Source organism: Paenibacillus monticola (assembly GCF_009664975.1).
GTDB lineage: Bacteria > Bacillota > Bacilli > Paenibacillales > Paenibacillaceae > Paenibacillus_AQ > Paenibacillus_AQ monticola.
On sequence record NZ_WJXB01000003.1, the window covers coordinates 460,255 to 477,241 of the forward strand.

Below are 16,987 nucleotides of genomic sequence, written 5' to 3' on the forward strand. Positions count from 1 at the left end.
AAATATAAGGATAAATTATTACGTGAAACATATAAATTCTTTTATTTCAAAAAATGTACCCTGGAGCAAGCACCAGGGTACATTCAGTTTGCGTATATTTCTATTCCACTGCTGCGTTTGCTTCCTCTTGAATCTTTTGTAGAGCTGCGCCCATTTTCTCAGGAGTAGTCTGACCACCAATCAGCTTTTGAATTTGAATGTTACTGATTTCAGTAGTTACATCGGCCTGAACAAGAGAGTCAAATGCTGGGAATGATGACTTGGAATTATTAAGCACACCAACAATTTCACTCATCAGATCATCCGTAATATTCGCAGTCAATACGGCTTGATCAATCTTCATAGCAGGCAGTACACCATCTTCTACAAGTCCACGCAGTTGCATTTCTTCATTGAACATATTTTTGATGAATGATTTCACTGCCGCCAATTGACGAGGATCCTTTTCTGCAGATGCTGAGAAGCCATAACCGTTATTAACATCCCGCATCAGAGCCGTCTGATCACCAACACCACCGTCAACTGCTGGGATATTGAAGAATCCTACCTTGCCAATCAAACCTTCACCGGATTGTCCGGCTTTAAACACGGAGGATTTCCACGTACCGTCATACATCAGAATCGCTTCACCACTAGTAAATTGTGTTGTATATTCAGCATACTCGAAGCCGAGTTCGCCTTTTTTGAAATATCCTTTGTCGATCCATTCTTTATACTTCGCAAAGCCCTTAATTACATCTGGGTCACTCCACTTAGCTTCGCCTGTAGCAAATTTAACCGTTACATCCGGTCCAGCATAGCGAGACCATAAATGGTTAGCCAGCATAAGCGGTACCCAACCTGCTTTGGACGCGCCAGCCAATGGCACTTTGCCATCCGCCTTGATTTCAGCTAGCTGTTTCTCAAGCTCTGCAAAGGTAGTTGGAGCCTGCCAGCCCTTGCTAGCATAATATTCTTTGTTATAGAAGAACCCTTCACCGGAACCGCCAATAGGCAATCCATAAATCTTACCTTCATAAGTAAAAGGGTCCAGGTTCGAGAATTTATCTTTTATGCCCAGTTCTTCAAGAATAGGTGTGAGGTCCAGCAATTTACTTTCTTTGGCATAGATCTTGGAGTCCGGACTGCCGAATAGATCGAATATTTCCGGAGGGTTCCCTGCCGCCATTTCACCGCGGAGTTTTTCTTTACGATTCACATCCGAATCTACTCCATCCAGCTTGAACGTTAAACCCGGTACCTCTGCTTGAACTTTGCCTACTACATCCTCCAAGATGGCCAGACGTTTTTGTTTGTCTGCACCCACTTGTGTATGACGAATCGTCATTTCAAATGGTTCAGTGCTGACAGGTTCCTCTGTTGCAACCGCATTTGTGGCGTTCGCTCCGTTGGTCGCAGTGGCGTCTCCTTCTGCGTTATTTGCTGTATTATTGTTGCTTCCACAACCAGTCAATAAAGCAGAGGTGACGAAGATCAGAGACAAAAGCATAGTTAAACTTTTTTTCATTGTTGGTGACCCTCCCTATTTATGATTTCCTTTACACTTCTTATTATAGAAAATGATCTTTGTTATCGTAAGGTTAAGATTCATCCACAGAGGGGATAAAATACTCTGATGTAAGCGTTGACAATCATCTTTTATAACTTACTATGTAAGTTTAAATTACATAATGAGCGTAAATTCTTCAATCTCATCGTTCCACATCTTTAATATTCTCCGATTATGTAATAAAACCTTTACATTAGAATTAACATAAATTCATAAATTCCATGTTCGATCTTTCAACAAAAAAAGAGCCGTCCCCCAGTAATGAACTACTGTTGGAACGGCTCGTACTATATTCCATGCTGGATATATTACACCAGCGCAGTCTGCTTGCGTCCTTCTTCAATCAGCCGATACGCACGTTGCACTTCTTCTTCTGATGGAGATGGGACACCTTCCAGCTCATACGGTTTCCCCATACTCTGCCATTTGTAGATACCCATTTGATGATAAGGTAAGATCTCAAATTTCTCTACGCCATTCAAGGTCCCAATGAAGCGGCCCAAGTTAATTAAGTCCTCTTCGCGGTTATGAATACCAGGAACATAGACGTGACGAATCCACATCTTACGATTGTGATCTGACAACCAACGAGCAAGCTTCAATGTACGTTCATTAGATTTACCGGTCAGCTTAATATGAGCTTCATCATCAATGTGCTTCAAATCCAGTAACACCAAATCAGTAACATCTAACAAATCATTGATCTTATCGCCTTCGTTATAGCCATTTGTATCAAGCGTAGTATGCAAATTCCAGCGCTTCTTCACTTCGGTGAATAGTTCTTTTACAAAATGCGCTTGTAGCGTTGGTTCTCCGCCCGATACAGTCAATCCGCCACCTGATGAACGGTAGTAATGCAGATATGGTTCTATCTCAGCCAATACCTCTTCAAGGCTCATTTCATTGCCATCATTCAATTCCCATGTGTCTGGATTATGACAGTACTGACATTTCAATAAGCAACCTTGCATGAAAAGAACAAAACGAATACCTGGGCCGTCAACGGTTCCAAAGGTTTCTAAGGAATGTATGCGTCCTTTAGCCATATGATGACATCCTTTCTCCACGATTGAATAACAGTCTGCTTTTCTCCAATATCGCGGCCAGAAGCTTAAAATTTTAACTATCTTGTAACAAGATCATACCGCCCTTGAGACAAGGGCGGTATGGCCTTGCAGCTATTTCACTGCGTATTTAAAATCATTATTAATTAAATTACATTGCACCATGGAAAGTACGTGTAACTACATCCATTTGTTGCTCACGAGTCAGCTTAACAAAGTTAACTGCATAGCCAGATACGCGGATAGTCAATTGCGGATAATTCTCTGGGTGCTCCATAGCATCCAGTAATTGTTCGCGGGCAAATACGTTAACATTCAGGTGATGACCTTTGCTGTTAAAGTATCCATCAAGCATAGATACAAGGTTGGATTTACGTCCTTCTTCTTCTTTACCCAGTGCTTTTGGCACGATAGAGAAGGTGTTGGAGATACCATCCATGCTATCTTCATACGGCAATTTGGCTACGGAGCTCAAGGAAGCCAAAGCACCTTTCTTGTCACGTCCGTGCATTGGGTTAGCACCTGGTGCAAATGGTTCACCTTTTTTACGTCCGTCAGGAGTAGTACCAGTCTTCTTACCGTATACTACGTTTGAAGTAATTGTCAGTATTGATTGAGTTGGCAGAGAATCACGGTAAGTGTGATGTTTACGAATCATAGTCATGAAAGATTCTACCAATTCTACTGCAATGCTGTCTACAGCGTCGTCATTGTTACCGTAGCAAGGGAATTCGCCTTCAGTTGCGAAGTCAATAGCAATTCCTTGTTCGTTACGGATAGGTTTTACTTTAGCAAATTTGATAGCACTCAGGGAGTCAGCTGCAACCGACAGACCAGCGATACCACAAGCCATTGTCCGCAGAATATCACGGTCATGTAAAGCCATTTCAACACGTTCGTAGGAATATTTGTCATGCATATAGTGAATAACATTCAATGTGTTTACATAAGTCTTTGCAAGCCATTCCATCATTGCTTTGAAGCGTAACATTACTTCATCATAATCAAGAACATCGGAAGTAATGCGCGGCATTTCAGGTCCAACTTGTACGCCGGACTTTTCATCCACACCACCGTTTATTGCGTACAGCAATGCTTTTGCCAAGTTGGCACGAGCACCAAAGAACTGCATTTGTTTACCGATACGCATTGCGGATACACAACAAGCGATACCGTAATCATCGCCGTAAATCGGACGCATTAGATCATCGTTCTCGTATTGAATGGCACTAGTTTCAATTGAAACCTTTGCACAGAATTTCTTAAAGCCATCAGGCAATTTCTCAGACCACAGAACAGTAAGGTTTGGTTCTGGTGCTGGTCCCAGGTTGTAAAGAGTGTGCAAGAAGCGGAAACTGTTCTTCGTAACACGAGTTTCTCCGTTAACTGACATACCACCAATGGATTCTGTAACCCAAGTAGGGTCACCACTGAACAAATCGTTGTAATCAGGTGTACGTAGGAACTTAACAATACGAAGTTTCATTACGAAATGGTCAACCAGTTCTTGTGCTTGTTCTTCACTCAGAACGCCTTCAGCAAGATCCCGTTCAACATAGATATCAAGGAATGAGGATACGCGTCCAAGAGACATTGCCGCACCGTTCTGTTCTTTGATCGCTGCCAGGTAGCCGAAGTATACCCATTGGAAAGCTTCTTTAGCTGTGTTAGCAGGCTTGGAAATATCGAAGCCATGCATTTCAGCCATTTTCTTAAGTTCGCCAAGAGCACGAATTTGTTCGGAAACTTCTTCACGAAGACGGATTAGATCTTCGCTCATGGAATCCAATTCAAGATTAAGAAGATCTTGTTTCTTGTCTTTAACAAGGAAGTCAATACCGTAAAGAGCTATACGACGGTAGTCACCGATAATACGACCGCGGCCGTAAGCATCAGGAAGACCAGTAATAATACCTGCTTTGCGGACTGCTCTCATCTCATTGGTATATGCATCAAACACGCCTTGGTTATGCGTTTTGCGAATATTCGTGAACATGTCAACAATTTCTTGTGGAAGCTCGAAGCCATAGGCTTTACAAGCATCGATCATCATTTTAATACCGCCAAATGGTTGGATCGAACGTTTGAAAGGTGCATCTGTTTGAACGCCGACAATTTGTTCCTTGTCTTTGTCAATGTATCCAGGTTTATGGGATACAATGGTGGATACAGTGTTAACATCCACATCAAGAACGCCACCATTAGCAATTTCTTGCTTAGTCATTTCGGAAACAAGTTTCCAAAGTTCCTTGGTATTGTGAGTTGCGCCTGCAAGAAATTCTTCCTTGCCTAGGTAAGGTAAAATGTTCTTCTCAATAAAATCATTAACGTTTACTTTTCTTGACCATTTGCCTTTTGTAAATCCGCGCCATCCCGACTTAACCTCTTGTACATCTTTTTCGATCACCGACATTGCTAAATCCCTCCATTTATATTTATATTTTTTTTGTGAGATCGCAGGCTTGAAGGTTAATCCCGCGTCTTGTTTGATCCCTAAGAATATGAAATGGTTGTAATAATTTTCACAATCGAAACTTCATAACCGGGACCTTGTCTATACATACATTTTAGTTTGTTTTCTGAAAAAAGACTGTGACAAATATCACCTTTTCGGTGATATTTGTCACTCTCATCCAATTTCATGGTGCTTTATTATTTACTGAATTACAGTTGATTAGTTTTCAAATCTTCCGTAGAATGCGTCACGGTATACTTCAGCCAGTTCAGAAACCAGTGGAAGCTTAGGGTTAGCAGTCGTGCATTGATCTTCAAAAGCTTTGTCAGCCAAGTAATCTACCTTGGATTCGAAGTCCTTTGGATCAAAGCCCAGTTGTTGGAAAGATTCTTCAATACCCAACTGTTTATTCATATCGCGAATCATGTTAATCAAGCTGTTTACGCCTTCTTCAGTAGTACGAGCAGGCAATCCCAGAATGCGGGCAATTTCTGCATAACGCTCGTCAGCTATGAAATGCGAGTATTTAGGGAACGAAGCAAACTTCGTTGGTTTCTTAGCATTGTAACGAATTACGTGCGGTAGCAAGATGGCATTAGTGCGTCCGTGAGCCGTGTGATATTGACCGCCCCATTTATGCGCCAAGCTGTGGTTGATACCCAGGAAAGCATTAGCGAATGCCATACCAGCAAGCGTCGATGCGTTGTGCATTTTTTCGCGGGCAAGTTTATCGGCTTCCAAAGCTGATTTGATCAGGTATTGGTGTACCAACTGAATAGCTTTGATAGCCAGACCATCAGTGTAGTCACTAGCCATTACAGATACATAAGCTTCGATCGCATGTGTCAATACGTCCATACCTGTATCGGCAACAGCTGTTTTAGGCAGACTGTAAACAAATACTGGATCGATGATCGCAACATCCGGAGTAAGCTCATAATCAGCCAACGGATATTTAATGTGGTTTTCACCAGTTTTGTCAGTGATAACAGCGAATGATGTTACTTCCGAACCTGTACCTGAAGTTGTTGGAATGGCAACGAATTTCGCTTTGTTACCCAATACAGGGAACTTGTAAACGCGTTTGCGAATATCCATGAACTTCTGTTTCAGTCCGTTAAAGTCAGCATCTGGATGTTCATAGAACAACCACATTCCTTTAGCTGCGTCCATTGGGGAACCGCCGCCCAGTGCGATGATGCAGTCGGGCTTGAATCTGTTCATCATAGCCGTACCTTTTTCAACTGTAGTTGTAGAAGGATCTGGTTCAACTTCCGAAAAGACCTCAATGGCTACCGGAGTTTGGCGTTGACGCAAATAATGTTCCACTCTTTCTACATATCCAAGTTTAACCATCATAGGGTCAGTGATAATAGCAACACGGGTAATATCAGGCATTTTGGTCAGGTATTGTGTAGAATCCTTTTCAAAATAAATCTTATCCGGCACTTTAAACCATTGCATATTCACTTTACGACGGTTCACCCTTTTCACGTTGATCAAGTTGATAGCAGTAACGTTCTGTGATACCGAGTTGCGACCATAAGATCCACAGCCCAGAGTCAGAGAAGGAATATTTGTATTGTAGATATCACCGATTGCTCCGTGTGTAGAAGGAGAGTTCACAAGAATACGTCCGGTTTGCAGACGGTGCGAGAATTTCATAATAACTTCTTCGTTGTTGGAGTGGATAGCTGAGCTGTGACCCATGCCTCCAAATTCAACGATCTGTGCTGCGCGTTCGATACCTTGATCTGCATTTTTTACTTTGTAGCAAGCCAGAACAGGACTGAGCTTCTCAGCAGAAAGCGGGTATTTCGGACCTACGCCTTCAAGTTCAGCTACAAGGATCTTAGTGCCAGCTGGAACCTGAATTCCGCACATTTCAGCGATCTTAGTTGCAGATTGTCCAACAATTGCCGGGTTAACTGCACATTTTTCCACGTTCATTGCGCCGGAAGTCAGCTTAGCCGATTCTTCTTTATTAACGAAGTAACAGCCGTTAGCGATCATTTTCTTCTTCACTTGATCAAAGATAGCTTCTTCAATGATTACTGCTTGTTCAGATGCGCAGATCATGCCGTTATCAAAAGATTTAGAAAGAATAAGGTCAGTTACAGCCTGATCGATATCCGCACTCTTCTCAATGAAGGCAGGAACGTTACCAGGACCTACGCCGAGAGCCGGTTTGCCGCAGCTATAAGCTGCTTTAACCATTGCCGATCCGCCAGTTGCCAGAATCAAAGCAACATCAGGATTGTTCATCAGTGCGTTTGTTTTGTCCATTGTAGGCATTTCGATCCACTGAATACAGTTCTCAGGAGCACCAGCTGCAACAGCTGCGTCACGAAGAATTCTTGCGGATTCGGAACTACACTGTTGCGCAGATGGATGAAAACCGAATATAATAGGGTTACGTGTCTTAGCGGAAATTAGGGCCTTAAACATTGTGGTAGATGTTGGGTTAGTTACCGGTGTGATACCCATAATGATTCCGACTGGTTCTGCAATCTTCTGGAAAGCATCATAAGCGTTGTCTTCGATAACGCCTACTGTCTTGTCATACTTGATTCCGTGCCAGATATATTCTGTTGAGAAGATGTTCTTGGTGATCTTATCTTCGTATACTCCGCGTCCTGTTTCTTCGACAGCCAATTTCGCCAAATACATGTGTTTATCAAGTCCAGCCAATGCCATGGCTTGAACAATGTTATTCACTTGTTCCTGGTCGAGCAACATGAATTCTGCTAAAGCTTTCTTTGCTTTGTCAACTACCGTTTGAATATATTCTTCAGCGGTAGGTTGTTTAACTTGGGCGGCGACTTCATTCTTAACTGCCATCTCCCTCGTCCTCCTGTCAATTTTTGAGTTGTTTTTCTCTACAAATTCATTCTATCACATTCTATCCCATATGCATAGTGAAATCTTTCACATACTTTAAACTTTATTTGATTCGTTTTCAAAGCGCTTTCATTCGATCATATTGTGGTTTTTAATCCATTTTTTTCATTTTATTCAAACTTGTAAATCCATTTTTTATGAAATTGAAGTCCTTTATTCCTTTTGCGTTACCTTGATTCTGCTTTGTTCTTTTTGAATGCAATAAGATTGCCATATTAACTGCTTCCAGTCATTCCTCCAAGTTCCTCCTAGGTTAATAGTGTACCATCCTTCCCCGTTCAATTATAAGTATAACCATTGAACAACAGTCACCCTCAGGCATTTCTTGCCTAAGGCCATGCAGCGTCGCCCGTATGTAATATAATCCGTTCTTGGAGTAAGATGCTACCTTGCCTTCAGCAAGCATGCCAAAAGCCGACCCCAAAGGGCCGGCTTTTGGCATGCTTATTTTAGTTCGATCTAGGCTATAGGATCTGTTCGACAACTACTCCACTTTAATGGTGTCAAAAAATTTCGATTGTACAGTCTTAGCAGCCGCATCGAGCTGGGCTTTGGAATCTGTGCCTTTTTTGGAGAACAGCTCCTGAATGACGTTGGACATTGTTGCATAGTAATCTTGCGTATTGTATTGCGCTTCCGGTTTGCCATCCAACAGAGCCATAATGTCAGGGCTATATTGGTAGACGTTGGTATACTTGTCGTAGACGGCTTTTGTTTTCTTGCCGAAATCGGAATCTGCGGAATAGTAATCCAGAAGCGGCGGAATGAAATATTTGCCGTCTGTTGTGCGTTGCTGCAGAACAGCATCGAGTGCTTCTAAGCCTTTGTCAGAGAAATAGTCGAAGGTAATATAGCGAAAAGCCATTTCTTGCTCGTCTTTTGTGGCATTAGGATTGATGACCAGATAGTCGCCGCCAAGTACACCGGTATGTTTGCCACCTTTTTCAGCAGCTGGCATTGGGTACGTAAGCACATCCTCAGGTTTCATTCCACCTTGATTCAACGCTTGCTCGATTACACCATCGGAGCCAGCCATAACCATGGCTGTACGTCCTTGTTGGAATGCGCCTACAGCGTCACCCCAGCCAAGTGCCCAGTCCTGAGGAATCGCATTGGCTTCCCATCTCAGCTTTTTGTAGAAGTCCAGTGCTTTGACGCCTGCATCAGAGTTGAAGGTTGCGACAACCTTGCCACCATCAATCTTTTGGATATCGCCGCCTGCTTCGAACAGGAAGTTGGTCCAGTTCCAGCCTGCTTCGTTGCCTTTACCCATTGGTGCGATACCAGAGATGCCTTTTTTGGTATCCGCTACACCTTTGGCGGTATTCAGCATATCGTCCCAGGTCCAATCCATAGGCGGAACCGCAACACCTTTGTCGTCGAGCATTTTCTTGTTAATCATCGTTGTTGTAACATAACCCTTTTGCGTGACCCCGAATACTTTGCCATCAATAATGAATTGATTCTGCAGCACCGGATTGATCTGATCTTTGAATTCATATTTATTCCACAGATCGGTAATGTCGGCAACCCAGCCTTTTTCCACCAGAAATTTTGCTTCAGTAGCATAGGTGTTAAAGAAAGTTGGTGCTTCATTGGCCGCCATCTTGACTCCAATTTCACTTACATTGTACTGCCAGTCATCTTTAACGATCTCTACATTCGGATATTCTGCTTGGAAACGCTTGATCTTGTCATCTTCCTGTGCTCTTATCTCTGTCAGGTCAGGCGTAGGATAGTGAATCTTAATGGTTACTTTTCTCTGGGTGATATCATCCGTTGGCGCTTCGGTTGCGCTGCTGGCGTTATCAGTTGCGGCATTGGTTACTGCCGGAGATGCTTCCCCTCCCTTGTTTCCCTGTGCATTACCGTTGTTATTATTGTTACCGCCGCAGGCGGACAACAATGTGCCGGTCACAAGGAGGCATGCTAACACGCTGGAAAATTTACGCATTGAAACTCCCCTTTTCAATTCATTATTATCTTACAACTTCATCATAAAAGAGAAATCGCTTACAAACGAGGTGCATTTATATTCCTTTCATGTGCAGGTTTACGATCCATCTAAGAAATTTCTTTCCCTAGCCTTTAACTGCTGACAGCGAGACTCCGCGCATTATAAACCTCTGGAAGACCAGGAAGACGATGATCGGCGGCAGGGTAACAATAAAAAGAATAGCAAATTTGATGTTAGTATTGAGTGCTTTTACATTAATGACGTATTTATAGATCGCTGTGGCCAGCGTATATTTATCCTCACTATGCATGACCAGAGATGGCCAGAACCAGTCATTCCACGCCGTAGAGAAAATAAAGATCGCCAGTGTTGCAAAGATTGGAATGGATAATGGTACCGCAATGGAGAAAAAGCTTCTGGGCTCTGAGGCGCCGTCGATGCGTGCTGCTTCAAAGATTTCCGGGTGCAGTCCATCAAAAAAGTTCTTCAGCAACAGAAAATAAAAGGTGTTCGCGCCAGCAGGCAGCCAGAACGCGGCATACTGATTCAGCAGACCGAGTTCTTTCAGATTGACAAAGTTCGGAATCATATAGCTGGTCGCCGGAATAAACAAGGTCATGAGGAAGAAGAAGTAGAATGCTTTTTTATAGGGCACATTCATCCGGGATATACTAAACGAAGCCATGCCCAGCACCACCAGTGTCACAACCATATTTCCGAGGAAAATATATATCGTGTTCCTGAGGAACATCGGCAGATCAATATAATTCATGGCGTCCTTGAGATTACTGAAATGCCATTCCTGCGGGAAAAAATGAGGTGGAAACGAGTTGACCTCCTGGTTTGACTTCAAGCCGTTGAACATCGTCATTAATATCGGGTACAGCATGGTAAAGACCATAATAACGAGAACTAGAACCATTATTCCGTATATTACTTTGTTGCTCGTTTTTTTGAGATCATGCTGCGAAAGTATGCCTCTTTCCGTGTTCTTCATCTTAATTGTCCTCCTTGTTAAGCTTGAACTGTAAGATGCCCAAACCACCAAGGACAATGAACATCAGCATGCCAAGCGCAGTAGCTGTTCCATAATCCAGCCTTGTAAAAGCATACTTCACAATCAGCAGCGCATAGGTCAGCGTCGTATTGTTCGGCCCGCCATCCAGCAAAGCCAACTGTGACTGATAACCTTGGGAAGTCGCGATAATCTGCAAAATCAACATTAGAATAATGAGATTTCGCAGCGAAGGCAGCGTGATATGACGAATACGGGCCCAAACGCCAGCACCATCAATTTCAGCCGCTTCATACCAATCCCGTGGAATACTGAGCACAGCGGCCAGATAGATCAACATTCCTGAACCAAACTGCTGCCAGGTCTCCATAAAAACAAGGGACACCATTGACCATCTGCTGTCGGTAAGAAAGGCAACCTGGTCCAAACCGAGCGAACCTATTAAGGCATTGATCGGTCCCACTGGATCATACAGCCATCTCCAAAGTCCATAGAGTACCACGCCAGGAACAACGAACGGCAAGTAAGCCGCGACCCGTACAAATCCCCCAAATTTCCGCAGCTCTGAAATCGCGATGGCAAAGGCAATCGGGACCCAGAAGCCGATAGCGAGACCTAACACCATGTAATATAGGGTGTTCTTGACCGCCGTCAACACGTCGGGATCAGTAAGCGCTCTGCTGTAATTGTCCAAGCCGACAAAGCTGTTGCCTTTTACAAAGTCTACATTATAGAAGCTATACAATAAGCCTTTAAATATAGGAACCCACATAAACATAATAAAGATAGCGATCGCGGGCAGGAGGAACAAATATCCCCAGAAGTTCTTTTTCCAACGATTTTGTTTGTACGGCTTGCTCTCCTGCTTCACCGGCAGGTTCTCGCTTATACTTACGGTTTGGTTCATCAGGCTCCCTCATTCCTCTTTTCTTTAGGCCATTATTCACACAATGACTCCTACTTAAATTGTAGGAAAAGAGAAGGGTGCTGAACATGTCTATATCTACCGCAATCGTGACTGTTCTTACTTCTTCAATTCGCTGGGGCTGATTCCGTAGTATTTTTTGAAAATTTTGCTGAAATGCTCCGGTGATTCATAGCCCACCCGCTCTGCTATTTCATACCGGCGTAAATCCGTATTGAGAATCAGCTCTCGACTTTCTTCCATCCGCAGCTTGATCACATATTCCCACAGGTTAAAGCCCGTATTCTTCTTGAATAGATAACTTAAGTAATTGGGGCTGACGTGATTCTTCTTGGCTACCTCATGAATGGTCAAGCCTTTTTGGGCATAGTTCTCATCAATGTATTCCTTGGCCTTCTCCACGATCAGATTACTCCGAGTATGCAGTTCTTCTACCGACGGATCAGCCGTATAGTTATTCCAGTTGAAATCTCCATAGTAGAACACATAATGATCATTATGCTCTTTGTTCCAGAGAATGGCCTTGGAGGCCTGACGGTTCAGCACATCCATGAAAGATAAACCCTTGAGAATCTGGCTGATTCCGATCACCGCGTGCAGATGTAAATATTTATGAATATTAAAATGCAGACTGCGGCCCAGCACATCAAGCCTATTGAGCTGACCGGACGAAGATTCTTCATAGCTCTTCTCATCCCACTGAATAATGACCGTAATTTCCTCTTCGGGAGAATAAAAGGCGATGGAGTTCCATTCCTGATCCATTAGCTCCTTGGCAATGTTCAGGGTGGCATAACGCATTAATAGTTTATCTTGAGCATTATATTTAATCTCCTGAAGATCGTTTAGCAATGGGGCCTTAATCTTAATCACTGAGAAAAAAGGCCCCTGCAGGTTCAGGTCATCCAATTTGCCCAAATCAGCTTCATTAGTCAGCACGGAATCAGGATTGACGAGCAGTAGGTTCAACAGCTCGCTATACTCCGGAAGTGGCTCCTCTAGGCGAAAGTTCTCGCCAATCCCTGCCATGAAGGTTTCGAGCTCAGGTGAGGGTTTGTTCATCTTAAGCAGCACATTACGTACCGAATCCAGAAATTGCTCACTATTCAGCGGTTTGATTAAATAATCTTTGGCCCCCAGCCTTACAGCCATTTGTGCGTATTGAAAGGTCTCATGCGCTGAAATAACGATAGTCTGCACCCACGGTTTGGCCAGCTTGGCATGCTGCATTAGCTCAATGCCACTCATCGTACCCATCTGTATATCGGTGACGAGCAGGTCGATCTCCTCCATCCGAATACAGTCCAAGGCTTCAAAGCCACTGTGTGCAGTATAAATATGCTCGATATCCAGCCCAGATGAAGCTAACAGGCTGCTGAGTCCTTTACAAATCAACGGTTCATCATCCACAACCAGAATATTAAACATAGGCTAATCTCCTTTTCACTCTTGATTCTCCGCTTTCGGAAGTTTAACGGTTACAATGGTTCCGCCTTCTTTACGCTGTGCATAGTCAATTCCATAACCCGATCCGAAATGTAGATGAATCCGCTGATTAATATTGCGAATACCATACCCGCTGGCGGGATTGGGACTCTCATCATTCAGAACAGCTTCAATGGCCATATAATCGACGGTTTTGTAGCCGTTGTCTTCGATTGTAATTCGGATGGTCTCCTCCTCAACGGAAGCACTGATGATGATTTCTCCATCCTCACCCATATTTTTGACACCGTGTATAATCGCATTTTCAATTAAGGGCTGCAGAGTGATTTTGGGAATGAGATAGCTCTTCGCCTCCGGATGAATATTCCAAACTACCTCAAACACATAATCATAACGATGCTGCTGCAGCTTAATATAGGCAGTTGCATGCTCCAGCTCTTCTTCCAGCGTGATGAGTTCTCTTCCTCGGCTTAAACTGATCTTCATCAGCTTCGATAGCTCCTTGATCATCTCAGCGGATTCGACATTGCCTTCCAACGAGCTTTTCCAATAGATGCTTTCCAGGGTGTTATAGAGTAAATGCGGGTTAATCTGCTGATACAGCAGCTGCAGTTGCGACTCCTTCTGCTTGATCTCCATTTGATACTTATACATAATTAATCCGTTAAGTCGGCGAGCCATATCATAGGTGGAGGCAATCAGCACACTGACCTCATCATTGCTGCCTCTCCGTGGCGTCTCCGGCACCCGGTTGCCTGGTTCATACTTACGCACGAAAAAAGCCAGCTTCTGCAGCGGCGTCATTAACGACCGCCAGAAATAGGTAATAATAATGAGCCCGAATACGGCGTAGGCGACGGTTATGTATTGAATGACCCGTTTCATTTCATTTTGCTGCTGCAAAAGTGCTTTTACGGGTATTTTATAGACTAGTTTCTGCCCCAGCGTATGGTTATTGTTGACAACATAAATAAAATCAGAAGTGATCACATCGACGGTTCCTTCGGGATCTCCTGCTTCGGCACTATCCGGCAACGTGATAACTTCGCCTGTAGCATTGGTAGTAGAAGCGAGTACGCGATTATGCAGATCCGTCAAGTAAATCTCTCCTTCCGGAAGCGATATGGTTTGAAGGGACGCGCCGATTTTGGATTCCATTTTGGTAACAACGAGTACGCCGATCGTCTTTGCTCCTCTGTAAATATTATTGACTGCTCTTATGTACGTCAGCGTCTTCAAATTCTCGGCCCGCGGACTCAGCTTCTCCGCGAACATCAGGTACCCGTGGCCCTTTTGCTGCACAGCCTCTTCAAACCAGTACGGTTCCTCACCTTTGGAGAAAAAATAAACGCCCGCCTTCTTCACCTGCGGAAAGTTAGGGGCAAAAAAATAATAATCATCCGGATCATAGATATATAAGGAATAATAAATTCCATCTCCCCGTTCGGCTCCCTGCGAATAGCTGGCCAACAGCTTCTCAATCGTTTCATATCGCATCACCCGCTCCAATATCGGATCGGTGCCGGTCATATTGATCTGTTGTATTAGGGGATTCTGGATTACGGTGGTAGTGATTTTGTTAACCGTATCGATATCCCTGCTGATAATGGTGAAATTCTGCTTGTTCAGCTCCACATAAGCATTCGTGACATGGCGCTTGAGAATCTGCTCTGCCTTCATATTGCCGTAGCTGTTCAGAATCAGAATAGGGGAGATCATAATTAGAAACAGCAGGATCAACTGCTGCTTAACGTTCAGCTTTACAATGGGTTTAATTAGCCCAGACCACATCTGCATACACCTCCGGCTTCAATAATATATCAAAATGACAACCGCTTACATATGTTTATTTTAAAGTTTATTATGGTTATTTGTATGCAGTTTTGTTTGTTGGCAGGTAAGTTAGTGAGGTCATCAAAGTGTCATTACAAGGAAACTTTGGACTTCCGGCCGCTGTTGTCTCCAGATTTTCTGATTTAACCGCTCTTAGCGGATAAAATCCGGAGACAAAGGCGGACGCTAACGCTCCTCCAGTTCCAAATTCCCTCTCCATGACTTTCTCCCCTCTCTAAAAAAACCGCAACCAAAAAAGGACTGGAGCGCCGATAAAAGGCGTCTCCAATCCTTTAGGAGAAATCTATAATTCTTTTTTAGTGTAGCCGTTCATGCGGAGCCATGACGCGCAGGCATCGGTCCAGCCTTTGGTATGGGGTTCTTCCTCGGCCATTCCGAGTCCATGTATGCCATGCGCATAGATATGAAGGTCGAACGGAATTTCATGACGCCGGAGCGCAGCGGCGAAGAGTAAACTATTCTCGACTGGCACTGCCTCGTCATCCGAGGTATGCCAGAGGAAGGTCGGCGGAGTATCCGAGCTAACCTGAAGCTCGCTACTTAATTTCCCCACCAAATCCTTGTCCGGATGGACACCGAGCAAGTTTTCTTTTGACCCTTGATGAACATACGAATCATTCATTGAGATGACTGGGTAGCACAGGATCAACAGATCCGGGCGGCTGGACAGCTTTTCCACGGGTTCGTCTGCCTTAGCATCCCCATTATCGAACAGTACACCTGCGGTAGAGGCCAAATGTCCTCCCGCCGAGAAACCAAGAATTCCTACTCTCGCCGGATCAATTCCGTATTCTTCTGCGTGAAGACGAACGGTACGGATCGCTCTTTGCGCGTCTTGGAGAGCTCTTGGATATTGGTAGGGTGCCACCCGGTAACGCAGCACAAATGCTGATATCCCCAGACTATTTAACCATTCTGCTATTGGCTCTCCTTCATGATCCGCACGCATAAAGTACGCTCCACCTGGACAGACCACTATTGCAGCATTGCCTTTTCCTTCTACTAAATAAGGAGTAATAGCCGGACTATCCTCGATACTTGTACCCATTGCTCCTGGGGCACCCTCTGGCCATAATAATGTCGTCTCCATCATCATCCCTCATGCTTTCCTTCTATTATAGATGAATTATTCTTGAGGGAAATATTCCCTCGATTAATTCAGTCTATCAAGACCTTCCAGCACATGCAATCCTGCAACGACAAGATCAGCATCCTTTAGAATTTCCGGCCTGCCAATTCCAACTACCTGCATTCCGGCTGCTTTGGCCGCTTGCACTCCTGCTTCTGCGTCCTCGAACACAACGCAGTCTACTGGCTGTAACGCAAGTTCTGCGCAGGCGATAAGAAATACTTCCGGGTCCGGCTTCGCGCGGGATACCTTATTACCATCAACTATCGAATCGAACAATTCTGCGATGTTCAGCTTATCTAGAATGAACATTGCATTCTTGCTGGCTGAACCGAGCGCAATACCCACTCCGCGAGCTCTAAGTCCTATTAAATAATCCTTTACACCAGGCAGCAACTCTGACTCATTCAATGTGGAGATGTACTCTACGTATAGTTTATTTTTCTTGTCTGCCATAACGAGCTTATCTTCTTCTGAAAAATCTTGGCCACCCACCTCCAATAAAATATCCAGTGAGCGCATCCGGCTCACGCCCTTGAGTCGTTCGTTATGCTCCTCAGTAAACGCAAAGCCAAGCTCATCGGCAAGCTTCGCCCAAGCAAGATAATGATATTTGGCGGTATCGACGATGACACCGTCAAGATCAAAGATGGCGCCTCTCATAGTTTGCAGCATGGACTCACGTATCCTCT

12 protein-coding genes are annotated in these 16,987 nt (G+C 44.0%); all 12 read right to left on the bottom strand.

From position 1 onward, the window contains the following. Positions 1-100 precede the first annotated feature (100 nt). Positions 101-1,507 (bottom strand): ABC transporter substrate-binding protein, encoded by a 1,407-nt coding sequence (locus GJB61_RS11295; protein WP_154118599.1) that lies wholly within the window; start codon positions 1,505-1,507, stop codon positions 101-103. A gap of 350 nt (positions 1,508-1,857) precedes the next feature. Next, on the bottom strand, positions 1,858-2,595 hold the full coding sequence (gene pflA, locus GJB61_RS11300) for a pyruvate formate-lyase-activating protein (RefSeq protein WP_154118600.1): 738 nt from the start codon (positions 2,593-2,595) through the stop codon (positions 1,858-1,860). Between the two features lie 169 nt (positions 2,596-2,764). Next, the gene (pflB, locus tag GJB61_RS11305) at positions 2,765-5,026 is read right to left on the bottom strand and encodes a formate C-acetyltransferase (protein ID WP_154118601.1); all 2,262 of its coding nucleotides are present in this window, start codon (positions 5,024-5,026) and stop codon (positions 2,765-2,767) included. A gap of 261 nt (positions 5,027-5,287) precedes the next feature. Beyond that, positions 5,288-7,909, bottom strand: coding sequence for a bifunctional acetaldehyde-CoA/alcohol dehydrogenase (adhE, locus tag GJB61_RS11310; protein ID WP_154118602.1), 2,622 nt, complete (start codon positions 7,907-7,909; stop codon positions 5,288-5,290). A gap of 544 nt (positions 7,910-8,453) precedes the next feature. After that, positions 8,454-9,923 carry an ABC transporter substrate-binding protein gene (locus tag GJB61_RS11315; RefSeq protein ID WP_154118603.1) on the bottom strand — a complete coding sequence of 490 codons (1,470 nt, stop codon included), beginning with the start codon at positions 9,921-9,923 and terminating at the stop codon, positions 8,454-8,456. 127 nt (positions 9,924-10,050) lie between these two features. Next, positions 10,051-10,923 carry a carbohydrate ABC transporter permease gene (locus GJB61_RS11320; RefSeq protein ID WP_154118604.1) on the bottom strand — a complete coding sequence of 291 codons (873 nt, stop codon included), beginning with the start codon at positions 10,921-10,923 and terminating at the stop codon, positions 10,051-10,053. Between the two features lies 1 nt (position 10,924). Further along, positions 10,925-11,848, bottom strand: a complete 924-nt coding sequence (locus GJB61_RS11325) for a carbohydrate ABC transporter permease (RefSeq protein WP_154118605.1) — start codon at positions 11,846-11,848, stop codon at positions 10,925-10,927. A 117-nt stretch (positions 11,849-11,965) separates the two neighbouring features. Next, entirely contained in the window at positions 11,966-13,294 is a 1,329-nt protein-coding gene (locus GJB61_RS11330; protein WP_154118606.1) for a response regulator transcription factor, read from the bottom strand. Between the two features lie 15 nt (positions 13,295-13,309). Next, positions 13,310-15,103 carry a cache domain-containing sensor histidine kinase gene (locus tag GJB61_RS11335; protein WP_154118607.1) on the bottom strand — a complete coding sequence of 598 codons (1,794 nt, stop codon included), beginning with the start codon at positions 15,101-15,103 and terminating at the stop codon, positions 13,310-13,312. A gap of 76 nt (positions 15,104-15,179) precedes the next feature. Continuing rightward, entirely contained in the window at positions 15,180-15,365 is a 186-nt protein-coding gene (locus tag GJB61_RS11340; protein ID WP_154118608.1) for a hypothetical protein, read from the bottom strand. A gap of 84 nt (positions 15,366-15,449) precedes the next feature. Continuing rightward, positions 15,450-16,256 carry an alpha/beta hydrolase gene (locus GJB61_RS11345; protein WP_154118863.1) on the bottom strand — a complete coding sequence of 269 codons (807 nt, stop codon included), beginning with the start codon at positions 16,254-16,256 and terminating at the stop codon, positions 15,450-15,452. A gap of 63 nt (positions 16,257-16,319) precedes the next feature. Then, positions 16,320-16,970 carry a beta-phosphoglucomutase gene (pgmB, locus tag GJB61_RS11350; RefSeq protein ID WP_154118609.1) on the bottom strand — a complete coding sequence of 217 codons (651 nt, stop codon included), beginning with the start codon at positions 16,968-16,970 and terminating at the stop codon, positions 16,320-16,322. Positions 16,971-16,987 lie beyond the last annotated feature (17 nt).